General features: G+C 68.8%; 16 protein-coding genes and 2 rRNA genes. 8 read left to right on the top strand and 10 right to left on the bottom strand.

Features of this window, described 5'->3' with window-relative positions:
- Positions 1-66: 66 nt before the first annotated feature.
- Positions 67-486: an Rv3235 family protein gene (locus tag RLT58_RS22375; RefSeq protein ID WP_311312153.1), complete on the top strand. Its 420-nt coding sequence runs from the start codon at positions 67-69 to the stop codon at positions 484-486.
- A 679-nt stretch (positions 487-1165) separates the two neighbouring features.
- Here the strand turns inward: RLT58_RS22375 and secA are convergent.
- Positions 1166-3982, bottom strand: a complete 2817-nt coding sequence (gene secA / locus RLT58_RS22370) for a preprotein translocase subunit SecA (protein WP_311312152.1) — start codon at positions 3980-3982, stop codon at positions 1166-1168.
- Between the two features lie 240 nt (positions 3983-4222).
- Between secA and RLT58_RS22365 the strand changes: the two genes are divergently transcribed.
- Positions 4223-4810 carry a GNAT family N-acetyltransferase gene (locus tag RLT58_RS22365; RefSeq protein WP_311312151.1) on the top strand — a complete coding sequence of 196 codons (588 nt, stop codon included), beginning with the start codon at positions 4223-4225 and terminating at the stop codon, positions 4808-4810.
- 51 nt (positions 4811-4861) lie between these two features.
- A complete protein-coding gene (locus RLT58_RS22360; protein WP_311312150.1) occupies positions 4862-6037 on the top strand; it encodes a winged helix-turn-helix domain-containing protein in 1176 nt (391 codons plus the stop codon).
- Positions 6038-6052: 15 nt separating this feature from the next.
- Here the strand turns inward: RLT58_RS22360 and RLT58_RS22355 are convergent, their stop codons facing one another.
- The 7 genes from RLT58_RS22355 to mtnA form a co-directional block, all read right to left on the bottom strand.
- Positions 6053-6808: a response regulator gene (locus RLT58_RS22355; protein WP_311312149.1), complete on the bottom strand. Its 756-nt coding sequence runs from the start codon at positions 6806-6808 to the stop codon at positions 6053-6055.
- A gap of 185 nt (positions 6809-6993) precedes the next feature.
- A complete protein-coding gene (gene hpf / locus RLT58_RS22350; RefSeq protein WP_311312148.1) occupies positions 6994-7683 on the bottom strand; it encodes a ribosome hibernation-promoting factor, HPF/YfiA family in 690 nt (229 codons plus the stop codon).
- 322 nt (positions 7684-8005) lie between these two features.
- Positions 8006-8734 (bottom strand): ComF family protein, encoded by a 729-nt coding sequence (locus RLT58_RS22345; RefSeq protein ID WP_311312147.1) that lies wholly within the window; start codon positions 8732-8734, stop codon positions 8006-8008.
- An 86-nt stretch (positions 8735-8820) separates the two neighbouring features.
- Entirely contained in the window at positions 8821-10590 is a 1770-nt protein-coding gene (locus RLT58_RS22340; RefSeq protein WP_311314605.1) for an LpqB family beta-propeller domain-containing protein, read from the bottom strand.
- A gap of 85 nt (positions 10591-10675) precedes the next feature.
- On the bottom strand, positions 10676-12697 hold the full coding sequence (gene mtrB, locus RLT58_RS22335; RefSeq protein ID WP_311312146.1) for an MtrAB system histidine kinase MtrB: 2022 nt from the start codon (positions 12695-12697) through the stop codon (positions 10676-10678).
- Position 12698: 1 nt separating this feature from the next.
- Positions 12699-13388: a two-component system response regulator MtrA gene (mtrA, locus tag RLT58_RS22330; protein WP_005316841.1), complete on the bottom strand. Its 690-nt coding sequence runs from the start codon at positions 13386-13388 to the stop codon at positions 12699-12701.
- A gap of 4 nt (positions 13389-13392) precedes the next feature.
- Positions 13393-14538, bottom strand: coding sequence for an S-methyl-5-thioribose-1-phosphate isomerase (gene mtnA, locus RLT58_RS22325; protein ID WP_311312145.1), 1146 nt, complete (start codon positions 14536-14538; stop codon positions 13393-13395).
- 140 nt (positions 14539-14678) lie between these two features.
- On the opposite strand from mtnA, the gene RLT58_RS22320 reads away from it, so the two are divergent.
- From RLT58_RS22320 to RLT58_RS22300, 5 genes are read left to right on the top strand one after another with little or no spacing between them, the layout of a single operon-like run.
- Entirely contained in the window at positions 14679-15881 is a 1203-nt protein-coding gene (locus RLT58_RS22320; RefSeq protein WP_311312144.1) for a DUF7847 domain-containing protein, read from the top strand.
- A 4-nt stretch (positions 15882-15885) separates the two neighbouring features.
- Entirely contained in the window at positions 15886-16581 is a 696-nt protein-coding gene (locus tag RLT58_RS22315; protein ID WP_311312143.1) for a DUF4129 domain-containing protein, read from the top strand.
- Positions 16578-17816 (top strand): DUF4350 domain-containing protein, encoded by a 1239-nt coding sequence (locus tag RLT58_RS22310; RefSeq protein ID WP_311312142.1) that lies wholly within the window; start codon positions 16578-16580, stop codon positions 17814-17816. The genes RLT58_RS22315 and RLT58_RS22310 overlap by 4 nt, the downstream gene beginning before the upstream one ends.
- Complete coding sequence (locus RLT58_RS22305; RefSeq protein WP_311312141.1) at positions 17813-18814, top strand: AAA family ATPase; 1002 nt, start codon at positions 17813-17815, stop codon at positions 18812-18814. Before RLT58_RS22310 ends, RLT58_RS22305 begins: the two co-directional genes overlap by 4 nt.
- 11 nt (positions 18815-18825) lie before the next feature.
- On the top strand, positions 18826-20136 hold the full coding sequence (locus RLT58_RS22300; protein ID WP_311312140.1) for a DUF58 domain-containing protein: 1311 nt from the start codon (positions 18826-18828) through the stop codon (positions 20134-20136).
- A gap of 82 nt (positions 20137-20218) precedes the next feature.
- Here the strand turns inward: RLT58_RS22300 and rrf are convergent.
- Together rrf and RLT58_RS22290 are read right to left on the bottom strand one after the other, a co-directional pair.
- Positions 20219-20335, bottom strand: a 5S ribosomal RNA gene (rrf, locus tag RLT58_RS22295).
- Between the two features lie 78 nt (positions 20336-20413).
- A 23S ribosomal RNA gene (locus RLT58_RS22290) occupies positions 20414-23536 on the bottom strand.
- Positions 23537-23728: the final 192 nt, after the last annotated feature.

Here is a 23728-nt window from a genome sequence, read left to right as displayed (position 1 = left end):
AAGATCCCCAGCAGAAGTTACCGCCCGGTACTTGTCCGGGCCTCTGACAGCACGGGGGCTACAGCGATGACCATGAACAGGACCCGGCCCGGCGGACGCCACGACGCGCGCAGGCCCGAATCCGTACCCGCACAGCGCCGCCGGGCGGCCCAGTGGGGGCGGCCCCACCACTGGTTCGCGGAACGGCTGCTGGCCGTCCTCAGCGGCCAGCGCCCCGTCCACTGGATGCTCGGCCACACCATCGGCGAGGCCTACGACCAGCTCGCCGAACTGGCCCCGGCCACCCCGCTGAGGAGCCGAGGTGCCCGCCCGGTCATCCGCATGTGCCGAGGCGCCCAGCCGGCCCCCGGCGTGGTGGAGGCCTGCGCGAGCATCGCGGCGGGCGAACAGGTACGCGCGATGGCGTTCCGCCTGGAACAGGGCCCGGACCACCGCTGGCGCTGCGCGGCGGTCGAACTCGGCAACACCCCCATCCGCCACCCCTGACCCAGGAGACAGCCCAACAGCCCCACTCACAGCCTCCGCCCCTGTTCCTGACCGCCGGAGGCCCGTCCCGGCCCAGGGGGCCCGTTCCCGCCCCTCGGAGCCACGGGCCCCGTTCCCGGCCCACCTGAGGCCCACACCCACCCCCAACGCCCTCACCACCCCTCCCCGGGGCCCTCCCGACCCTTCCAGGCGCTCCGGGAAGGGAGCCCTCCCGGCTCCACCTGGAGAGGCCCCGCCCGGCCCTCCCAGGGCGTACCCGCCGGCAGCCCGCGGTGCACGGCCGGATCGAGGGCGACGATCACGGTGACCTGGTGCCGTACGAAGGCGAGGACATGGTCCCCCGCGGCGCCCCGGCCCCTTCCCCTGCCCACCTTCTTCCTGCCCCCGGAGGTCTCCTCTCCGAGCCCTGCCCCGGCCCTTCTCCGATCCCCGCCCCATCCCCTCTCCGAGCCCCACCCCGGCCCCCTCCCAGCCCCTCCGGCGCTTGAGGAGCGGGGTCCGGGGCGGAGCCCCGGTTACGGGAAGGGGCGGGGAGGGGAACAGCCCCGCGCAGCGCCCACCCACCCACCAACCCCCACACCCGCACCCACACCCACACCCACACCCACCCCACAAAACAACCGGGGCCGGACACCCAACGGCATCCGACCCCGGCCACAAACCAACCACTCAGCGCACGCTACTTCTTACGGCGCCGCCCACCCCCACCGCTCTTCTGCGCCTTGCGCCGCTCCGCCCGAGTAAGCCCATCGGACTCCCCGGCCCCGGCACCCGCACCCGCACCACTGGAGAAGTCACCCTCGACAACCCCGCCCTCCCCGTCCACCGTGGGAGCGGAGAAGTGCAGCCGGTCCGGCCGCTGCGGAGCGTCGAGCCCCTTCGCCCGGATCTCCGGACGAGCCGCCGGCACCGCGTCCTCCTTGGACAGCGACGTCGCGTCCTGGACCGGAACCTCCTCGACCTGCTGCTCGACCTGGACCTCCAGGTTGAACAGATAGCCGACGGACTCCTCCTTGATGCCCTCCATCATGGCGTTGAACATGTCGAAGCCCTCGCGCTGGTACTCCACCAGCGGGTCCTTCTGCGCCATGGCCCGCAGCCCGATGCCCTCCTGGAGATAGTCCATCTCGTAGAGGTGCTCACGCCACTTGCGGTCCAGCACGGACAGCACCACACGCCGCTCCAGCTCACGCATGATGTCGGAGCCGAGCGTCTTCTCCCGCTCGTCGTACTGCTCGTGGATGTCGTCCTTGACCGACTCGGCGATGAACTCGGCCGTGACACCGGCCAGGTCCCCGGCCGCGTCCTCCAGCTCGGCGACCGTGACCTTCACCGGGTAGAGCTGCTTGAAGGCGCCCCACAGCCGGTCGAGGTCCCACTCCTCGGCGAACCCCTCCGCCGTCTCCTGGCGGATGTAGTCGTCGATCGTGTCGTCCATGAAGTGGCGGATCTGCTCCTGCAGGTCCTCGCCCTCCAGGACCCGGCGCCGCTCGCCGTAGATGACCTCACGCTGGCGGTTGAGCACCTCGTCGTACTTCAGGACGTTCTTACGCGTCTCGAAGTTCTGCTGCTCGACCTGCGACTGCGCCGAGGCGATCGCCCGCGTCACCATCTTGTTCTCGATCGGCACATCGTCCGGCACGTTGGCCATCGACATGACGCGCTCGACCATCTGGGCCTTGAACAGGCGCATCAGGTCGTCGCCGAGCGACAGGTAGAAGCGGGACTCGCCGGGGTCGCCCTGACGGCCGGAACGACCGCGCAGCTGATTGTCGATACGACGCGACTCGTGCCGCTCCGTACCGAGGACGTACAGCCCGCCGAGCTCCTTGACCTCCTCGAACTCCGCCTTCACCGCCTGCTCGGCCTTCTCCAGGGCGGCGGGCAGCGCGGCCGCCCACTCCTCGACGTGCTCCACCGGGTCGAGGCCGCGCTGCCGCAGCTCCGCCTCGGCGAGGTCGTCCGGGTTGCCGCCCAGCTTGATGTCCGTACCGCGGCCGGCCATGTTCGTCGCGACCGTGACCGCGCCCTTGCGGCCGGCCTGGGCGACGATCGTCGCCTCACGGTCGTGCTGCTTGGCGTTGAGGACCTCGTGCTGCACCCCGCGCTTGGAGAGCTGCTGCGAGAGGTACTCGGACTTCTCGACCGAGGTCGTGCCGACCAGGATCGGCTGGCCCTTCTCGTGCTTCTCCGCGATGTCGTCGACGACGGCGGCGAACTTCGCGACCTCGGTGCGGTAGATCAGGTCCGACTGGTCCGCCCGGACCATCGGCCGGTTGGTCGGGATCGGCACCACGCCGAGCTTGTAGATCTGGTGGAACTCGGCGGCCTCGGTCATCGCCGTACCGGTCATGCCGGAGAGCTTGCCGTAGAGGCGGAAGAAGTTCTGCAGGGTGATCGTGGCGAGCGTCTGGTTCTCGTCCTTGATGTCCACCCCTTCCTTCGCCTCGATCGCCTGGTGCATGCCCTCGTTGTAGCGGCGGCCGGCGAGGATACGGCCGGTGTGCTCGTCGACGATCATGACTTCGCCGTCGATGACGACGTAGTCCTTGTCCTTCTTGAAGAGTTCCTTGGCCTTGATGGCGTTGTTGAGGTACCCGACGAGGGGGGTGTTCACCGACTCGTAGAGGTTCTCGATGCCGAGCCAGTCCTCGACCTTCGCGACACCGGGCTCATGGATCGCCACGGTCCGCTTCTTCTCGTCGACCTCGTAGTCGCCGGTCTCCTCGATGCCCTTGAGCGGGTTGCCCGCCTCGCCCTTGGTCAGCCGGGTGACCAGCTTGGCGAAGTCGCCGTACCACTTGGTGGCCTGGTCGGCGGGGCCGGAGATGATCAGCGGCGTACGGGCCTCGTCGACCAGGATCGAGTCGACCTCGTCGACGATCGCGAAGTTGTGACCGCGCTGGACGAGCTCGTCCTGCGACCACGCCATGTTGTCGCGGAGGTAGTCGAAGCCGAACTCGTTGTTCGTGCCGTACGTGATGTCGCAGGCGTACTGCTCACGGCGCTGGGCCGGCGTCATGTTGGCGATGATGCAGCCGACGGTCAGCCCGAGGAACTTGTGGACCCGGCCCATCAGCTCCGAGTCGCGCTCGGCCAGATAGTCGTTGACCGTGATCAGGTGGACGCCCTTGCCCGAGAGCGCGTTGAGATACGCGGGCAGGGTGCCGACGAGGGTCTTGCCCTCGCCGGTCTTCATCTCGGCCACGTAGCCGAGGTGCAGGGCTGCGCCGCCCATCATCTGGACGTCGTAGTGGCGCTGTCCGAGGACACGCTTGGCGGCCTCACGGACCGTCGCGAATGCCTCGGGAAGCAGGTCGTCCAGGCTCTCGCCGTCCGCGTACCGTTCCTTGTACTCGTCGGTGAGCGCCCGCAGCTCGGCGTCGGAGAGGTTGACGAAGTCCTCTTCGATGGAGCTGACCTGGTCCGCGATGCGGTGCAGTTTGCGCAGGATCTTGCCTTCGCCTGCACGCATGAGCTTGTTGAAGACGGACACTGAGGCTGGTCTCCTTGCCGGTCGGGCCTGGCACTGGGTCGTGTTATGGACTCTGGCGCGGGCACGGCAGGTGGGCCCCACCGCAACGGCCATCGTAAGCGAGGACCCCGCTGCGCCGGGAGGGCTGCCACCGCGTTGACCCCGCGGTGCCCTTCCGAGTCAACGGACGAAGGGCGCCGAAGGTGCCGGGAAGCCCGAAAAGTGCTCGCGCAGCGCCCGCTCCCTTCGCAGAATCCGTGTATGGAGCCGATCACTCTCACCACCGACCGCCTGCTGCTCCGCCCCTTCGCCCCGGGCGACGAGGACGAGGTCCACGCCGCCTGCCAGGATCCGGAGATCCAGCGCTGGACGGTGATCCCCTCCCCGTACCGCCGTACCGACGCGGAGGTCTTCACCCGGCAGTTCTCGCCGGGCGGCTGGCAGGACGACTCCGCGTACAACTTCGCCGTGGTGCTGCGCGAGGGCGGGGCGCTGGCCGGCGCGGTCGGCATCCACCGGCTCGGGGTGCCGGACACGTACGAGATCGGGTTCTGGACCGCCCCGGACCACCGGGGGTTCGGCTACACGACGGAGGCCGTGGTCCGGGCCGCCCACTGGACCTTCACCGCGCTCGGCGGCGACCGCCTGGAGTGGCGCGCCGAGACCGGGAACGTCCCCTCCCGGGCCGTCGCCCTGCGGGCGGGCTTCCGGATGGAGGGCGAACGCCGCTCCGGGCTGCTGAACAAGGGGGTGCGACGCGATACGTGGACGGCCGCCCTGCTCCCGTCCGACCTCGGGCTGCCCGGCAGCCGTCCCTATCTGCCGTCGGCGGGCCCCGCCCGGCCCTGAGCGTCCCCGTTCCCGGCCGGGATGTCAGTGCCGCACTCTAGGGTTCGAGACATGACGTCTGTGCAGCCTCCCGCAGCCGAACTCTCCGCCGACCAGGCACGCAGGATCGCCCTGCGCGCACAGGGCTTCCTGGGCGCACCGGACCGCCGGGCCGGGGTGCCCGGGGTGCTGCGGCACCTGGGCGCCGTGCAGCTGGACACGATCTCGGTGCTCGCCCGCTCGCACGAGCTCATTCCGTACGCCCGCCTGGGCGCCGTCGGCCGGCGCACGGTGGAGGAGGCGTACTGGTCGGGCGGTCGCGCCTTCGAGTACTGGTCGCACGCGGCGTGCATCCTGCCGGTCGAGGAGTGGCCGCACTTCGCGTTCCGGCGCCGCGCCTACCGCGCTCGGCCGCAGTGGCACCACGACCTGCCGGACGGGGTGTACGACACCGTCATCAAGCAGCTGACCGCCGAGGGCCCGCTGACGGCGACGGAGCTGGGCGGCGCGAAGAACGGCGGGGAGTGGTGGGACTGGTCGGCGTCGAAGGTGGCCGTCGAGCGGGCCCTGATGTACGGCGAGGTGGTGTGCACCGAGCGGCGCGGCTGGAAGCGGGTCTACGACCTCGCGGAGCGCGCTCTGCCCGACTCCGTGCTGCACGACGACCTGGACGACGCGGAGTGCCTGCGCCGACTGGTGGCGCTCGCCGGCCAGTCGCTGGGCGTCGGCACCCGTGCGGACATCGCCGACTACCACCGCCTCAAGGGCGAGCAGTTCGACGCCGTGGTCGCGGACTCCGGGCTGGTGCCGGTCACGGTGCAGGGCTGGGCGAAGCCGGCCTGGGCGGATCCGGCGGCGCTGGCCGCCGAGCCGCGCGGCCGGCACCGGACGACGCTGCTGTCGCCCTTCGACTCACTGGTCTGGGAGCGGGCCCGCACCGAGCGGATCTTCGGCTTCACGCACCGCCTGGAGGCGTACGTCCCCAAGCCGAAGCGGATCCACGGCTATTTCGCGATGCCCCTGCTGGCGGGCGGGAAGCTGCAGGGCCGGGTCGACCCGGCCCGGGACGGCAGCACGCTGATCGCCCGGCAGGTGTCCCTGGCGGGCGCCAAGGCGGTGGCACCGATGGCGGAGGCGCTGGCGGAGGCGGCTTCCTGGGTGGGCTGCACGGACGTCCGGCTTGAGCGGGTGGACGCGCCGGAGCTGCGCGAGCCGCTGGCACGGGAAATCGCCCGCGTCCTGGCGTAGGAGCGGTTCCGCCGGTCACCTGATCTCGAGGATCTTCTCCCGCATGGCATAGACCACGGCTTCCATCCGGGAGTGCAGCTGGAGCTTCTCCAGAATGTTGCGGACGTGGTTCTTCACGGTGTTCTCGGAAATGAAGAGTTCCTTCGCGATATCCCGGTTATTCATGCCTGTGGCAACCAGTTTGAGGACTTCCAGCTCACGCTCGGTGAGCCGGGGCGCCGGTACCAGCCGGCGCTCGTCGGTCCGCTGGATCATCGACTTGAACTCGGTGAGCAGCTTGGAAGCCATGGACGGACTGATCTGGGACTGGCCGTCGGCGACTGCGCGAATCGCGGTGGCCACCTCGTCCGTGGAGATCTCCTTGAGGAGATAGCCGGTGGCGCCCGCCTTGATGGCGTCGTAGAGGTCGGCCTCCTCGTCGCTGATCGTCAGCATGATGATCTTCGCGCTGGGTGCCACCTCCTTGATGGAGGTGCAGGCCTCGATACCGCCCCGCTTGGGCATCCGTACGTCCATCAGCACGATGTCCGGCAGCAGGTCGGCGGCCTTGTCGACGGCCTCCGCCCCGTCCCCCGCCTCGCCGACGACCTGGATGTCCTCCTCCTGCGCGAGGACGATCTCCAGACCTCTGCGGAAGAGGGCGTGGTCGTCTACGACGAGGACCCGGATCGGTTCCTTGCGGGAACCGCTGTCCTCGTCCCTGCCGGTATGAGCACCGGCGGCATCGTCGGCGTCATTCGCGTCACGCACGGGCCCGAAGGCGTCCGCCATCGTTCCTCCCCCTGAAGGCCATGGCCTGAAGTTCACAAACGGTCCGCCAACGGCAGTTCACAGAGCACCGATTGGCTTGGGCCGCCATGATTTCATGCCTGGACGTCCAAGCGGTGATTCCGTGGTGGCACGCGGGTGCCCCTGGGGGCGCACAGACGCTCCAGGGGCACCACTCCGTGGTCGCGTCAGCCGCCGAGCGCACCGCCCGCGCCGCCCGCCTCGTCGGCGGCCAGCGGGTCGGTCCTCAGGTGGATGACCCCGTAGTCGTAGGCGTGTCGCCGGTAGACGACACTGGGCTCCTTCGTGTCGGAGTCGACGAACAGATAGAAGTCGTGTCCGACCAGCTCCATCTCGTAGAGGGCCTGGTCGAGCGACATGGGTGCCGCGACGTGCGTCTTCTCGCGCATCACCAGCGGTCCTTCGCCCTGTACCTCGAGCGAACCGATCCTGGTGGTGGGTACGGGCTGTGCCGTCTCGTCGGCGATCAGCTCGCCGTCACCGTTGAACGACGCCGCGTCCGGCACCGTTTCACCGACCTCCGCAGCGGTAATGCGGCCGGAACCGCGGCGGCTGTAGCGCTTGTCGTGCTGCTTGCGCAGCCGCGCCTCCAGCTTGCCGGTGGCCAGGTCCAGCGCTGCGTACGGGTCGCCTGCGGCCGCTTCCGCCCTGATGACCGGTCCACGCGAGCGGAGCGTGATCTCCACCCGGTCGGAACGGTCCGCCTGACGAGGATTCGGCTCCTTGGACACCTCCACGTCGAGGCTGATCACCTTGCCGTCGAACTTCTGGATCTTGTCCAGCTTCAGCTTCTCGGCCACGTGCTTGCGGAACCGCTCGGGCACCTCGGTCTTGCGGCCCTTGACGACGATGTCCACGCAGAACTCCGTTCCCGGATCGCTCCGCTCGGTGGCGGAGCATCTCCCTTTTGCACCAGGCCCCGGTAGTGGCCGGGGCCGCGGACTCGGTGACTTCCACCTCCTCCTCCCCCGTCGGCAAGGACTCCACCCCACCGAATTTCCGTTTTCCGGACTACTGGTGGGTTGCCTGCCCGAAACCTGGTGGTGCATTCGTCGAGGTCCGGCATTCACCATTCCTCACAACCGAACATAGCCTGCTGGGCCGGATGTCGGCACCCGCTACTCGCACGTACCTCCGTTCAGGTCTTTTTACCCACTCACTACCTGCAACGATGCAAGTTCACTTCCAGTTCCGGTTTATTTCGAAGGCAGACGGAGATGCTGCGACAACAGCCGCGTGACGCACCGCAGGACCGGCGTGTTCCCGTCCGCCCGCCGCGCCGATCGCCCGCGCCGCCTCGGCCAGCGAGGCCCCCGTCGTCAGCAGGTCGTCCACCAGCACCACCCGCCCGGCGCCGAGCAGTCGCCGGCCCCCGGCCGCGACGGTGAGCGCGCCCGCCAGATTGGCCTGGCGCTCCCGGGCTCCCAGGCCCGACTGGTCGGCCACCGGCCGCCGTTGCCGCAGCACCGCGGCCACCCGGGCCGGGGTTCCGGTACGCCGCAGATCGGCCGCGGCCGCCAGCGCGATCCGGCGGGCCGGATCATGTCCGCGCGCGGCCACGGACCGACGCGCGGAGGGTACGGGCACCAACAGCAGCGGCCGCCCGTCGGACGGACGCCCCGCCCCGGCCCTCACGGCACCCGCCAGCGCCCTGCCGAGCCCGCCCGCGAGGCCGAGCACCCCGCGCTCCTTGTGGGCCAGCAGCGCCGCACGCACCGCGTTCTCGTAGCCGGCGGCGGCGTGCACCACGGGCAGCCCGGGCGGCTCGGGGTCGGGCCGCACCCGGCGCGGCACCCCGCCGAGGAGCTGTGCGCCGCATTCCGCGCACAGCTCGGTCCGTGGTCTGCCGCAGCCGCCGCAGGCCACCGGCAGGACCAGTCCGGCGATCTCCCGCCACCACTCGCGCATGGCTCCACTGTCCCCGCGCCGCAGCGGCCCGGCCACCCCTGTGGACAACGGGCCCGCTCGGGCAGGACATGGGCCCGGTCAGGAGGTCAGCCCGGGTAGACCAGCGCCGAACCTTCCTTGAGGACCGTCTGCCAGTTGTCTCCGGGCAGCAGCTTCACTATGCCGTCACCGAACGTGTCCGCCATCAGCGGCAGCTGCTCGTCGTCCGCCGCGGCGATGGCCAGCACCTGGTTCACCCCGGGCAGTACGCCCGAGGAGGGCGTCGAGCCGTCCGCCTGCACATAGCGGACCTGCTGCACCCCGCCCTGCTCCTTGCCGACGACCACGAGGCGGCTGCCGCCGGACCAGGACATGGCCGTCACATCGGCGAGCTGCGGCGCGGCCTGCCGCAGGTCGACGACGGAGACCTGCTCCTTGCCCTGCGGCCCGTGCCGCTCGATCCGGCCTATCTTCAGCGTCGTGTGGTCGCCCTGCGTCAGCAGCAGCGCGATGCGCACCCCGTCGGAGGACAGCCGCAGGGCCTTGATCCGGCTGCCGTCCAGGCTCGGCACGGTCACCTCCTGCGGCTTTCCGGTACCACCGGCCAGCCGCAGCAGCCGGGAGTTGCCGGGGTCCCTGTCGGCGACCCAGAGGTCGCCCCGGCCGTCCCAGCTGGGCGCCGTCAGCCGGTCCTTGGTCTTCGCGGCCTTGCTCGTCACCGAGGGCACGGGCAACTGCCCGTCCACGGCGATCGAGGAGACGTACAGCGCGTCCTCGTGCTGCGAGAGCGCCGCCGCCGTCTGCTCGTCCCGGGCCACTCCGACCGCGCTCACCCGCAGGGAGCCGCTGCCGAACGGTCCGAGGACCGGCTCCGGCTCACCACTGCCCCGGGTGCTTCCCGGAATGCGCTGCACATGGCCCTTGCCGTCGACGAAGTACTGGCTGTCGGGCGCCCCCGACGAGCGGTCGGCGGCGTACTCCTCGGCCTGGTCCGCCCCGAGCACGCACAGCGCCGAACCGTCCGAGCGCTCCAGCTCCACCTGCTCGACACGGGCGGACGTCAGATCGCGCAGGGTGAAGAGCACCTGTGAGGCCATCATCCGGCAGGTGCGCTGCCCGGTCCCGTCGGCCTTCTTGTTCAGCGGGACCTTGAGGACGTTGCGGTCGTCGGGCGACAGGGAGGTGACGCCCGTACGGAGACCGGTGCCTGCGGGGAAGCGTGACTTGACCACCGGCCGCAGCCAGTCGGTCGGCCCCCGCAGAAGGCTGCGCACCGCCTGCGTCACCGTGTCCATCCCGGTCGCCGGATCCGTGCGGTTGCGGATGTAGACAGGGTCGGCGACCAGCGTGGACTGTGCCTCGGACCGCCCGGTCGCAAAGTAGAACTTGTTGACGGAGCGGTAGAGCCGCTTGAAGTCCGACTGCCCGAGCACCAGGCCGTCCGGCACGACGTCGATGCGCCACTCCTTGCCGTCCGGGCCGTTCTGCCGGACGAGATGCAGTGTGCGCGAGTAGTCGGTCGGGGCGAGCGGCTGGTACGCGTTCTGCTCGTCGACCGTCGCCACCTTCTCGCCGGTCAGGGTGTACGTGACCTCGGTGGCGCCGCGGTCGTCGTCGTGGAACGGGCGGTCGCTCCGGTTCGGCGCCTTGGCCAGCACCGTGGTGTTGGCGCCCGGCTTCCAGTTGCTCGACGCCTCCTTGGTGAGGTACTTCCGCGTCGTCCGGAAATCGGAGTCGTCGCTGGTCATCGACTCCAGGAAGCCGTCGACCACCTCGTTCGGAGTGGCACCGTCACGCGGCGCGACCGCGTACACCTGCACCTGGGAGTCACCGGGCTGCGAGGCGTCGACGGCCTTCACGTCCCCGGTGACGGGCATCGAGCCGCAGGCGGAGAGCAGCAGCCCGCCGCATCCGAGCAGCACGGTCAGCCCCGCCGCACGTCCACGGCCGCCCTGACGACGGTCAGTGCCCACGAGTCGTGTCCTCCTGCCCCGGATCCTGCCCCGGAGAGTCGTTGTGGCTGCCGGACCGCTCCTCGGCGGGGCGCGGCACCACGCGTGCGCCGTTGCCCGGCAGGGCGGCCGGATGCACCGAGGCCGGTGCGGTCCTGGCGGGCACGGGGGCCCGGGCCGGGACCGGCAGCGGCGAACGGCTCGTCCCGGCCGGCTGGGAGGGCACGGCCATCAGCCGGTGCTCACTGCCCGTGTCGGGGGCGGCGGCCCGCTCCCGGTTCTCCCGGTTGCGGCGCGAGTCCTCGGGCTCCAGCGGTATCGGCGAACCGCGCAGCGGCTCGTCCGCCGTACGCGGCAGCGTCAGCCGGAACTGCGAGCCCCCGCCGGGCTCGCCCCAGGCCTGCAGCCAGCCGCCGTGCAGCCGTGCGTCCTCGACGGCGATGGACAGCCCGAGGCCGGTGCCTCCGGTCGTCCGTGCGCGGGCCGGGTCGGCCCGCCAGAAGCGGTTGAACACGCGGGTGGCCTCGCCGGGCTTCAGCCCCACGCCGTAGTCGCGGACGGCCACGGCGACGGCTCCGCCGGCCACGCCCATCCGCACCACGACATCGCGTCCCTCGCCGTGCTCGACGGCGTTGACGACCAGGTTGCGCAGGACCCGCTCGACGCGTCGCGCGTCGGCCTCGGCGATCACGGGCTGCTCGTCGCCGACCACGCGGATCCGGGTGCCCTTGCGCTCGGCCAGCGGCTCGGCGCCGCCGATCACCCGGCGCACGACCTGCCGGAGGTCTATCGGCTCCGCCTCCAGCGCGGCGGCGCCCGCGTCGAAGCGGCTGATCTCCAGCAGATCGGAGAGCAGCGACTCGAACCGGTCGAGCTGGTCCCCCAGCAGCTCGGCGGAGCGTGCGGTCACGGGGTCGAAGTCGACGCGCGCCTCATGGATGACGTCCGCGGCCATCCGTACCGTCGTCAGCGGGGTCCGCAGCTCGTGCGAGACGTCCGAGACGAAGCGCCGCTGCATCCGGGAGAGCTCCTCCAGCTGCTGGATCTTCAGCTGGAGGTTCTGCGCCATCTTGTTGAAGGCCTCACCGAGCCGGGCGATGTCGTCCTCGCCGGTGACCTTCATCCGCTCCTGGAGCCGGCCGGCGGAGAGCCGTTCGGCGATGCCCGCCGCCATGCGTACGGGAGTGACGACCTGGCGCACCACGAACCACGCGATGGCGCCCAGCAGGACCACCACGAACAGCCCGGCGGTCGCCAGCGTGCCCTTGACCAGGGTCAGGGACTTCTCCTCCTGCGTCAGCGGGAAGACGTAGTAGAGCTGGTACGGATTGCGGTCGATGTCGTAGAGGCGCTTGCCGACGATGAGGCCGGGCTGCGACTCCTGCCCGTTCGCGTACTGGATCAGGGAGTACGTCTGGAACGCTCCCGGGCCCTTGTTCACCGACTCACGCAGGCTCTGCGGAATGCTCGCGGCCTCGACACTGCCCGAGCCGCGTGGCGCACGGGAGCCCTCGTCGGCGCTGAGCGCCACCACGTTGAAGGCGTTCTTCCCGCCACTGGCGAGCTGGTCGACGAGCTCGGTGCGCCAGGAGTTGTTGGCCGTCGTGCCGTCCGCCGCGTCATCGCCCTGGCCGGTGGGGGACAGCGGAGCGTTGGCCTTCTCCTGGGCAGCGGCGAACCCGCCCGCCGCCTGGGTCTGGGCGGCCTTGCCCTTCGCGTCCAGCAGGCCGTTGCGCACCTGTCCGATCACGACGAGTCCGAGCAGCAGCACCACACCGAGCGACATCAGCAGCGTGCCGGCGACGACCCGCAGCTGAAGATTGCGCCGCCACAGCCGCACGGCGGGCAGCAGCGGACGCCGCACCCAGCGCATCAGCAACCGGGGCAGCGGCCCGCCGGGCGCCCGGTCCTGGAACAACCGGCCGCCCTGCAGGAACCTCTCGACCGGAGACGACGTGTGCCCTGAACCGGCAGCCCGCTCCGCACGGACTCCCGGCTCCCCGGGCTTCGGAGCAGTGCTACCCAGGGACATGTCAGCTCGGTCCGGCCTTGTAACCGACACCTCGGACGGTCACCACGATCTCCGGCCGCTCCGGGTCCTTCTCGACCTTGGAGCGGAGCCGCTGGACATGCACGTTCACCAGCCGGGTGTCGGCGGCGTGACGGTATCCCCAGACCTGCTCGAGGAGCACCTCACGGGTGAAGACCTGCCACGGCTTACGGGCGAGCGCGACCAGCAGGTCGAACTCCAGCGGGGTCAGGGCGATGGACTGCCCGTCCCGCTTCACCGAGTGTCCGGCCACGTCTATGACCAGGTCACCGATGGTGAGCTGCTCGGGCGCCGGCTCCTCGGACCTCCGCAGACGTGCCCTGATCCGGGCAACCAACTCCTTAGGTTTGAACGGCTTGACGATGTAGTCGTCGGCCCCGGACTCCAGGCCCACCACCACGTCAACCGTGTCGCTCTTGGCAGTGAGCATGACGATCGGCACGCCTGACTCGGCCCTGATCAGCCTGCAGACCTCGATGCCGTCCCTACCGGGCAGCATGAGATCCAGCAGGACCAGGTCCGGCTTTGCCTCACGAAATGCAGCAAGTGCCTTGTCGCCGTCCGCTACGAACGACGGCTCGAACCCCTCACCACGCAGCACAATCCCGAGCATCTCGGCCAGTGCGGTGTCGTCGTCGACGACAAGGACGCGTCCCTTCATAAACGACATCATCCCATTAGCTAATCGTTACCTGCGATGATCTGGCACACAGCTCTGCCAGTCCGACCCCCGTGACCGGGGAGATTACGCCCTCCTCCGTGACGATCGCCGTGACGAGCTCCGGCGGCGTGATGTCGAAGGCGGGGTTGTACGACGGTGTCCCGACCGGGGCCACGAGCACTCCGCCCGTTGCCCCGTCCGCCGCCCCGCGCTGCCCGAATGTGAGCTCGGTCACTTCTCGCCCCGAGCGCTGCTCCACGGTGATCGACGCCCCGTCCGCGGTGCGCAGATCCACGGTCGTGGTCGGCGCCACCACAATGAACGGTACGTGGTGGTACTTGGCGAGGACCGCCAGCGGATAGCTGCCGACCTTGTTGGCCACGGAACCGTCCGCGGCGATGCGGTCCGCTCCGATGAGCACCGCGTCCACCTCCCCCGAGGCGAACAGCGACCCCGCCGCGTTGTCCGTGAGCAGGCTGTACGGCATTCCGGCCCGCGCCGCCTCGTACGCGGTGAGCCGGGCGCCCTGGAGCAGCGGGCGGGTCTCGTCCACCCACAGCCGCCGGAGCCGGCCCGCCCGGTGCGCGCCGAGCGCCACCGCGAAGGCCGTGCCCTCACCCCCGGAGACAAGCGCACCGGTGTTGCAGTGGGTCAGCAGCTGATGGGTCCCGCCCGGGAGCAGCTCGTCCAGCAGCGCCAGACCGAACCGGGCCATCCGCTCACTGGCCGCCGCGTCCTCCCGGTGCAGCGCCCTGGCCTCCTCCAGCGCCACGGCAGCGGCCCGCTCCTCGTCGGCCCCCCTCTCGACGGCCGCCCAGTACGCCGCGGCGGCCCGCCGCACGCCGTACCCGAGGTTCACCGCGGTGGGCCGCGCCTGCTCCAGCAGCTCCGCGGCCTCCGCCACGTCATAGCCCCGAGCGGCGGCGAGGGCCACGCCGTAGGCACCCGCGATGCCCAGCAGCGGTGCTCCGCGCACCGCCAGGGTCCGGATCGCCTCGACCAGCGCCGGCACATCGGTGCACACCAGCTCGGCCTCCTCCGCAGGCAGCCGCGTCTGGTCGAGGAGCACCAGCACAGGGCCTTCCGGGGGCTCGTCCCAGCGAAGTACGGAAAGCGCGGCGGGTTCGCTGCCCACCGGTGGTTGCGCGTCCTGATCAGCCATCCGCCCAGTCTGCCCGGTGACCCACCCGGACATGAAGGAACGAAGGAGATACATCGCCAGGCCCGGACGGGTGCAACGCGTGGCACGATGGCTGCCAACCTGCCGCCCCGATGTGCGGACAGGACCGTGAAGGAGCGAGCATGAACGACACTCCGGGCTGGGCCTCGCCCGGATCTGCCCCCTCCGACGGCTCGGAGGCGGGAGTCCCCCGGCCCTCCGAACCCGTCGACGGCAGCGGACCTGCGGGGAACTGGTCCGCCTCGCAGCCGCCCGCAGGGCAGTGGTCCCCGCCGAGCAACGCCGGAACCGGCCCCGGCGCGCCCCCACCCCGCCCCGTCTGGGGCGGCGCCCCGCAGGGCCCGGGCTGGGGCCACCCGCCGGCCGCGGCGAAGCCGGGTGTCATCCCGCTCCGCCCGCTGGGCGTCGGCGAGATCCTGGACGGTGCCGTCTCCACCATGCGCGCCCACTGGCGCACGGTCCTCGGCATCAGCCTCACGGTCTCGGTGATCGCCCAGGTCGCCATCCTGCTCGTCCAGCGTTACCTGCTGCCGGAACCGCCCACGATCGACCGGAACGCCACCGGCTCGGAGGCGCTGCGCCAGACCGCCGAGTCGCTCCGCGCCAGCCTCCTCAACGACACCCCGCCCCTGCTGATCTCGATGCTGGCCACGATCTTCACCACGGCGGTGCTGACCGTGGTGATCAGCCGCTCGGTGCTCGGCCGTCCCGTCACGCTCGCGGACGCCTGGGCCGAGGCCCGGCCCAGACTGCTCCCGCTGCTGGGTCTGACGCTCCTGCTGGCCGTCATCGCCGCGGCGATCATGACAGCGGGCATCCTCCCGGGCTTCCTGATCGGCGACACGGCGGGGGTCGGGCTCGCCTTCATCGGCCTGCTTGTCGCGGGGTGCGTGTTCATCTGGCTGATGGTGCGCTTCTGCCTCGCCTCCCCCGCGCTGATGCTGGAGCGCCAGTCGATCACCGCGTCGATGCGCCGCTCCGCGAAGCTGGTGCGCGGCGCCTGGTGGCGGACGTTCGGCATCCTCGCGCTGACCTGGCTGCTGACGGCCATCGTGGCCCTGATCGTCGCCATTCCGTTCGGCCTCATCGCCGTGCTGGTCGACGACGGCAGTCTGAGCTCCTTCCTCACCGAGGGCGCCGGCGGCTTCGGCTGGCCGTTCCTCATCATCTCCGCCGTCGGGGACGTGATCGTCGCGACGATCACGTATCCGCTGTCCGCCGGTGTGGTGGCCCTGCTCTACGTCGACCAGCGCATCCGACGCGAGGCACTGGACCTCGAACTCGCCAGGGCAGCGGGACTGCCGGGCTACGACAACAGGAGCTGACACCGTGTCGGGGGCGGGGGCCACGACGGCAGCACGACTGCTGATCCGGGCGAGCGGCGAGGCACCACCGGTGGGCACCCCTCGGGTGCCGGCCCGGGAGGCGGCCAGGCGCGAGCTGTCCAAGGGGATGTACCACGAGAACGATCCGAGCCCCTTCAGCCGTGCCCTGGACCACCTCTGGACCTGGATCGGTGACCTCCTCTCGTCGGCCTCCGGTGCCGCACCCGGCGGACCGGTCGGACTGATCGTGCTCGCCCTGATCGTCATAGCCCTGGCCGCCGCCCTCTGGTGGCGGCTGGGCACCCCGCAGGGCAGCCTCCGGACCGCTGCCGACGCCCTCTTCGACGAAGGCCCCCGCAGCACCGACGAGCACCGTGCCGACGCCGAGGCCCACGCCGCCGCCGGCCGCTGGAACCAGGCCGTCCAGGAACGAATGCGCGCCATCGTCCGCTCCCTCGAAGAACGCGCCCTGCTGGACCCCCGCCCGGGGCGGACCGCCGACGAAGCCGCCACGGAGGCGGGCCGGGTCCTCCCCGCACAGGCCACCCGCCTGCGCGCGGCAGCCCGGGAGTTCGACGACGTCACATACGGCGGCCGCACCGCCGGGCAGTCCTCGTATCTGTCCCTGCTCGAACTGGACCTCGCACTCGAGGCCGCCACACCGCAGCTGACCGGCACGCTCCGGGGAGCCGCCGAATGACCGCGGTCACCACCCGCTCGACCTCGTCGTCCCCCACACCCCGCCAGATCTGGCTGCGCACCCGCGGACTGCTGCTCGCCGTCCTCCTGCTCGTCGTGGCCGCGATCACCCTGGCGGCCACCCGGTCCGGTGATCACCACGGCCGCCTCGACCCCCGCTCCGCAGACCGCTACGGCAGCAGAGCGGTCGCCGAACTCCTCAAGGACCGGGGAGTCTCCGTCCGCGTCGTGACCACCCTGAAGGCCGCCACCGACGCGGCCGCCACCGACACGACGCTCCTGGTCACCGCCCCCAATCTGCTGACCCCTCACCAGCAGGACGTCCTGCACACCGCGACCACCGGTACGGGCGGCCGCACCGTCCTTCTCGCCCCGGGTCCCACCTCCGTGGACACGCTCGTTCCCGGCCTCCGTGCGGAATCTCCCGCCCCCGTGACCGCGCGAGCCCCTCAGTGCTCCCTGCCCGCCGCCCGGCTGGCCGGCGACGTCGAGACGGGCGGCATCCGCTACGCAACGGACGGCCCATCGGACGATCCCGACGCCCTCGCCTGCTACCCGGCCGACGACCTGCCCTCTCTCCTCCTCCTGCGGCAGCCCGCAGCAGGTGACACCGTCCTCCTCGGCTCCCCCGACTTCCTCTGCAACGACCGTCTCGACCACCAGGGCAATGCCTCCCTGGCCCTTCAACTGCTCGGTTCCCGCCCTCATCTGGTCTGGTACCTCCCCTCGCTCAACGATCCCTCCGCCACCGGCGGCGCCGGGGGCCGGGGCGACCGGTCGGACGGCGACGCCTCGGACGGCGAGCGCAGCTTCCTCGACCTGATCCCCTCGGGCTGGCTGTGGGGCACCCTGCAACTCGCCCTCGCCGCCGTCCTCGCCGCGATCTGGCGATCCCGACGCCTGGGCCCCCTGGTCACCGAACGGCTTCCCGTCGCCATCCGCGCCTCCGAATCCACCGAAGGCCGCGCCCGCCTCAACCGCAGGGCCAACGCCCGCGACCGGGCCGCTTTCTCACTCCGCCGGGCCACCCGAACCCGGCTGGCCCCCCTCGTCGGCGTCCCCCCACAAGACGCCCACTCCCCCGCAACGCTCCTCCCCGCCCTGTCCGCCCGTCTCAGCACGGCCGGCGACGGGCTTCACGAACTGCTCTTCGGCCCGGCCCCGTCCGACGACACCGCTCTCGTACGTCTGGCAGATCAACTCGACTCCCTCGAAAGAGAGGTCCGCACCTCATGAGCGCCCCGCCTCCAGTGCCCGCCGGGTCAACCGGGACCGTCAGCGGAGACGACACAGCCCGCGCCTCCCTGGAAGCGCTGCGCTCCGAGATCGCCAAGGCCGTGGTGGGCCAGGACCCGGCGGTCACCGGACTCGTCGTCGCGCTGCTCTGCCGAGGCCACGTCCTGCTCGAAGGCGTGCCCGGTGTGGCCAAGACCCTGCTGGTCCGCGCCCTCGCCGCCTCCCTCGAACTCGACACCAAACGTGTGCAGTTCACCCCCGACCTGATGCCCAGCGACGTGACCGGGTCCCTTGTCTACGACGCGCGCACCGCAGAGTTCTCCTTCCAGCCGGGGCCGGTCTTCACCAACCTCCTGCTCGCCGACGAGATCAACCGGACGCCCCCGAAAACCCAGGCCTCCCTTCTGGAGGCGATGGAGGAACGTCAGGTCACGGTCGACGGAACGGCCCGTCCCCTGCCCGACCCCTTTCTCGTCGCCGCGACGCAGAACCCCGTCGAGTACGAGGGCACGTACCCGCTTCCCGAGGCTCAACTGGACCGGTTCCTGCTGAAACTGACGGTCCCACTGCCCTCACGCGACGACGAGATCAACGTCCTGACCCGCCATGCCGACGGCTTCAACCCGCGCGATCTGAAAGCGGCGGGCATACGCCCGGTCGCCGGTCCGGCCGATCTGGAAGCCGCTCGCATCGCGGTCGCCAGGACGACCGTCTCCCCCGAGATCGCCGGCTACGTCGTGGATATCTGCAGAGCCACCCGTGATTCCCCCTCGCTCTCCCTCGGTGTATCGCCCCGAGGGGCCACCGCACTGCTCTCCACTGCCAGGGCCTGGGCCTGGCTCACCGGCCGTGACTACGTCACCCCGGACGATGTGAAGGCCCTCGCCCTTCCCACACTCCGACACCGCATCCATCTGCGGCCCGAGGCCGAGATGGAGGGAGTCACCCCCGACTCCGTCATCACCGCAGTGCTCGCCCATGTCCCCGTACCCCGATGAGGCGATGAACCATGGCCCTCACCGGACGGACCGCGCTTCTCGCCGCCCTCGGGTCACTCCCCGTAGGCGTCATAGCTCCGAGCTGGGCCGGCATGCTCGCGGTCAACGCCCCGCTCTCCTTGGCAATTCTCTGCGACTATGCCCTGGCAGCGCCAGTGCGCCCGCTCCAGTTCACTCGATCCGGTGACACAACAGTTCGACTCGGCGAGGGCGCGGAAGTGCAACTCACCGTAGTCAACCCCTCCCGCCGCCGCCTGCGCGCACACCTTCGCGACGCCTGGCCTCCCAGCAGCTGGCTCCCGGGCGCCGAACAGTCCGCGTCCCGCCACAAGTTGGCCGTCCCGTCCGGTGAACGACGGCGCATCACCACGTTTCTCCGTCCCACCCGCCGCGGCGACCGACGGGCCGATCGGATCACCGTCCGCTCGTACGGCCCCCTGGGGCTCGCGGCCCGCCAGGGAAGCCATGACGTGCCGTGGACGGTGCGGGTGCTGCCACCGTTCACGAGCCGCAAGCATCTGCCCTCCCGCCTGGCGAGGCTCCGCGAACTGGACGGCCGCACCAGCGTATTGACCCGCGGCGAGGGGACGGAGTTCGACAGTCTGCGCAACTACGTTCCGGGCGACGACGTGCGCTCGATCGACTGGCGGGCCACCGCCCGCCAGTCCGCTGTCGCCGTGCGGACCTGGCGCCCCGAGCGCGACCGGCACATCCTCGTCGTCCTCGACACCGGCCGCACTTCCGCAGGCCGGGTCGGCAATGTTCCACGACTCGACGCGGCAATGGACGCGACACTCCTGCTCACCGCCCTCGCCACCCGCGCCGGCGACCGTGTCGACCTGCTCGCCTACGACCGGCGCATCCGCGCCCAGGTCCAGGGCAGGGCGCCCGGGGAGGTCCTGTCCGCCATGGTCGACGCGATGGCGCCGCTCGAGCCGGAGCTCGTGGAGACAGATGCCCGAGGCCTCAGCGCCGCAGCGCTGGCCCAGGCACCTCGCCATTCCTTGATCGTCCTTCTGACGAGCCTCGACGCGGCCCCCATCGAGGAGGGACTGCTGCCCCTGCTGCCTCGCCTCACTCAGAAGCACACCGTGCTGCTGGCGTCCGTGAGCGACCCCCATGTCGAGGACATGGTGCGCGCACGCGGCACAGTGGACGCGATCTACGAGGCGGCTGCCGGAGCCCAGGCCCAGGCGCGTCGACGACACACCGCGGATCAGCTCCAGCGCCACGGGGTGGTTGTTGTCGACGCCACACCGGACAACCTCGCGCCGGCACTCGCCGACACCTACCTGGCCCTCAAGGCTGCGGGCCGCCTATGAGAACGGCGGGGGCCGGGAGAAACGGTCCCGGAACGCAGAAAAGCCCCGTGCCACAAGGGCACGGGGCTCTTCCACAAAAGGAGTTCGGCGGCGTCCTACTCTCCCACAGGGTCCCCCCTGCAGTACCATCGGCGCTGAAAGGCTTAGCTTCCGGGTTCGGAATGTAACCGGGCGTTTCCCTAACGCAATGACCACCGAAACACTATGAAATTCAAAACAACCGGTACCATCACAGCCGTTCGTTATTTCAGAACTAACACAGTGGACGCGAGCAACTGAGGACAAGCCCTCGGCCTATTAGTACCAGTCAGCTCCACCCGTTACCGGGCTTCCACATCTGGCCTATCAACCCAGTCGTCTACTGGGAGCCTTAACCCCTCAAGGAGGTGGGAATACTCATCTCGAAGCAGGCTTCCCGCTTAGATGCTTTCAGCGGTTATCCTTTCCGAACGTAGCCAACCAGCCATGCCCTTGGCAGGACAACTGGCACACCAGAGGTTCGTCCGTCCCGGTCCTCTCGTACTAGGGACAGCCCTTCTCAATATTCCTACGCGCACAGCGGATAGGGACCGAACTGTCTCACGACGTTCTAAACCCAGCTCGCGTACCGCTTTAATGGGCGAACAGCCCAACCCTTGGGACCGACTCCAGCCCCAGGATGCGACGAGCCGACATCGAGGTGCCAAACCATCCCGTCGATATGGACTCTTGGGGAAGATCAGCCTGTTATCCCCGGGGTACCTTTTATCCGTTGAGCGACAGCGCTTCCACAAGCCACTGCCGGATCACTAGTCCCGACTTTCGTCCCTGCTCGACCCGTCGGTCTCACAGTCAAGCTCCCTTGTGCACTTACACTCAACACCTGATTGCCAACCAGGCTGAGGGAACCTTTGGGCGCCTCCGTTACTCTTTAGGAGGCAACCGCCCCAGTTAAACTACCCATCAGACACTGTCCCTGATCCGGATCACGGACCCAGGTTAGACATCCAGCACGACCAGAGTGGTATTTCAACGACGACTCCACAACCACTGGCGTGGCCGCTTCAAAGTCTCCCACCTATCCTACACAAGCCGAACCGAACACCAATATCAAACTATAGTAAAGGTCCCGGGGTCTTTCCGTCCTGCTGCGCGAAACGAGCATCTTTACTCGTAGTGCAATTTCACCGGGCCTATGGTTGAGACAGTCGAGAAGTCGTTACGCCATTCGTGCAGGTCGGAACTTACCCGACAAGGAATTTCGCTACCTTAGGATGGTTATAGTTACCACCGCCGTTTACTGGCGCTTAAGTTCTCAGCTTCGCCAACCCGAAAGTCAGCTAACCGGTCCCCTTAACGTTCCAGCACCGGGCAGGCGTCAGTCCGTATACATCGCCTTACGGCTTCGCACGGACCTGTGTTTTTAGTAAACAGTCGCTTCTCGCTGGTCTCTGCGGCCACCCCCAGCTCAGACAGTAAATGTCATCACCAGTGATGGCCCCCTTCTCCCGAAGTTACGGGGGCATTTTGCCGAGTTCCTTAACCATAGTTCACCCGAACGCCTCGGTATTCTCTACCTGACCACCTGAGTCGGTTTAGGGTACGGGCCGCCATGAAACTCGCTAGAGGCTTTTCTCGACAGCATAGGATCATCCACTTCACCACAATCGGCTCGGCATCAGGTCTCAGCCCTAATGTGTGACGGATTTACCTACCACACGGCCTACACCCTTACCCCGGGACTACCACCGCCCGGGCTGGACTACCTTCCTGCGTCACCCCATCGCTTACCTAATACAAGTCTGGTTCGTCGGCTCCACCACTACCCTCAACTCCGAAGAGATCAGGCCGGCTTCACGGACTTAGCATCGCCTGATTCAGTACTGGGCGTTTCAAAGCGGGTACCGGAATATCAACCGGTTGTCCATCGACTACGCCTGTCGGCCTCGCCTTAGGTCCCGACTTACCCTGGGCAGATCAGCTTGACCCAGGAACCCTTAGTCAATCGGCGCACACGTTTCTCACGTGTGTATCGCTACTCATGCCTGCATTCTCACTCGTGAACCGTCCACAACTCGCTTCCGCGGCTGCTTCACCCGGCACACGACGCTCCCCTACCCATCCCAGCAGGCGTTGGCCCTTAATGCTGGAATGACACGACTTCGGCGGTACGCTTGAGCCCCGCTACATTGTCGGCGCGGAATCACTTGACCAGTGAGCTATTACGCACTCTTTCAAGGGTGGCTGCTTCTAAGCCAACCTCCTGGTTGTCTCTGCGACTCCACATCCTTTCCCACTTAGCGTACGCTTAGGGGCCTTAGTCGATGCTCTGGGCTGTTTCCCTCTCGACCATGGAGCTTATCCCCCACAGTCTCACTGCCGTGCTCTCACTTACCGGCATTCGGAGTTTGGCTAAGGTCAGTAACCCGGTAGGGCCCATCGCCTATCCAGTGCTCTACCTCCGGCAAGAAACACACGACGCTGCACCTAAATGCATTTCGGGGAGAACCAGCTATCACGGAGTTTGATTGGCCTTTCACCCCTAACCACAGGTCATCCCCCAGGTTTCAACCCTGGTGGGTTCGGTCCTCCACGAAGTCTTACCTCCGCTTCAACCTGCCCATGGCTAGATCACTCCGCTTCGGGTCTTGAGCGCGCTACTAAACCGCCCTATTCGGACTCGCTTTCGCTACGGCTTCCCCACACGGGTTAACCTCGCAACACACCGCAAACTCGCAGGCTCATTCTTCAAAAGGCACGCAGTCACGACGCACCGAGCAAGCTCGATGCGCGACGCTCCCACGGCTTGTAGGCACACGGTTTCAGGTACTATTTCACTCCGCTCCCGCGGTACTTTTCACCATTCCCTCACGGTACTATCCGCTATCGGTCACCAGGGAATATTTAGGCTTAACGGGTGGTCCCGCCAGATTCACACGGGATTTCTCGGGCCCCGTGCTACTTGGGTGTCTCTTAAACGAGCCGTCAATGTTTCAGCTACGGGGGTCTTACCCTCTACGCCGGACCTTTCGCATGTCCTTCGCCTACATCAACGGTTTCTGACTCGTCTCACAGCCGGCAGACCATGAAAAAGAGATCCCACAACCCCGCATGCGCAACCCCTGCCGGGTATCACACGCATACGGTTTGGCCTGATCCAGTTTCGCTCGCCACTACTCCCGGAATCACGGTTGTTTTCTCTTCCTGAGGGTACTGAGATGTTTCACTTCCCCTCGTTCCCTCCACACTGCCTATGTGTTCAGCAGCGGGTGACAGCCCATGACGACTGCCGGGTTTCCCCATTCGGACACCCCCGGATCAAAGCTCGGTTGACAGCTCCCCGGGGCCTATCGTGGCCTCCCACGTCCTTCATCGGTTCCTGGTGCCAAGGCATCCACCGTGCGCCCTTAAAAACTTGGCCACAGATGCTCGCGTCCACTGTGCAGTTCTCAAACAACGACCAGCCACCCATCACCCCGCCCTTCCGGACGAGTGCACTGGGGCCGGCAACCGAAGGACGACCATGACGGCCGTACCCTCAGATACCCAACAGCGTGCCCGGCACAGTCAACCCGTCTACGTGTTCCACGCCGAAGCAGTACTAACGAAAACT

It is taken from the genome of Streptomyces sp. ITFR-16 (assembly GCF_031844705.1).
In the GTDB taxonomy this organism is placed as follows: Bacteria; Actinomycetota; Actinomycetes; order Streptomycetales; family Streptomycetaceae; genus Streptomyces.
Note: the sequence above shows the minus strand (reverse complement) of the source record. Positions and strands in the feature narration are given on the sequence as shown.

Coding starts and splice junctions, on each gene's coding strand:
- mtrB (WP_311312146.1), bottom strand. CDS start 12,697: ATGTCCCTGGGTAGCACTGCTCCGAAGCCCGGGGAGCCGGGAGTCCGT.
- mtrA (WP_005316841.1), bottom strand. CDS start 13,388: ATGATGTCGTTTATGAAGGGACGCGTCCTTGTCGTCGACGACGACACC.
- RLT58_RS22300 (WP_311312140.1), top strand. CDS start 18,826: ATGGCCCTCACCGGACGGACCGCGCTTCTCGCCGCCCTCGGGTCACTC.
- RLT58_RS22345 (WP_311312147.1), bottom strand. CDS start 8,734: ATGCGCGAGTGGTGGCGGGAGATCGCCGGACTGGTCCTGCCGGTGGCC.
- RLT58_RS22320 (WP_311312144.1), top strand. CDS start 14,679: ATGAACGACACTCCGGGCTGGGCCTCGCCCGGATCTGCCCCCTCCGAC.
- RLT58_RS22360 (WP_311312150.1), top strand. CDS start 4,862: ATGACGTCTGTGCAGCCTCCCGCAGCCGAACTCTCCGCCGACCAGGCA.
- RLT58_RS22310 (WP_311312142.1), top strand. CDS start 16,578: ATGACCGCGGTCACCACCCGCTCGACCTCGTCGTCCCCCACACCCCGC.
- RLT58_RS22375 (WP_311312153.1), top strand. CDS start 67: ATGACCATGAACAGGACCCGGCCCGGCGGACGCCACGACGCGCGCAGG.
- RLT58_RS22340 (WP_311314605.1), bottom strand. CDS start 10,590: ATGCCCGTCACCGGGGACGTGAAGGCCGTCGACGCCTCGCAGCCCGGT.
- mtnA (WP_311312145.1), bottom strand. CDS start 14,538: ATGGCTGATCAGGACGCGCAACCACCGGTGGGCAGCGAACCCGCCGCG.
- RLT58_RS22355 (WP_311312149.1), bottom strand. CDS start 6,808: ATGGCGGACGCCTTCGGGCCCGTGCGTGACGCGAATGACGCCGACGAT.
- RLT58_RS22305 (WP_311312141.1), top strand. CDS start 17,813: ATGAGCGCCCCGCCTCCAGTGCCCGCCGGGTCAACCGGGACCGTCAGC.
- RLT58_RS22365 (WP_311312151.1), top strand. CDS start 4,223: ATGGAGCCGATCACTCTCACCACCGACCGCCTGCTGCTCCGCCCCTTC.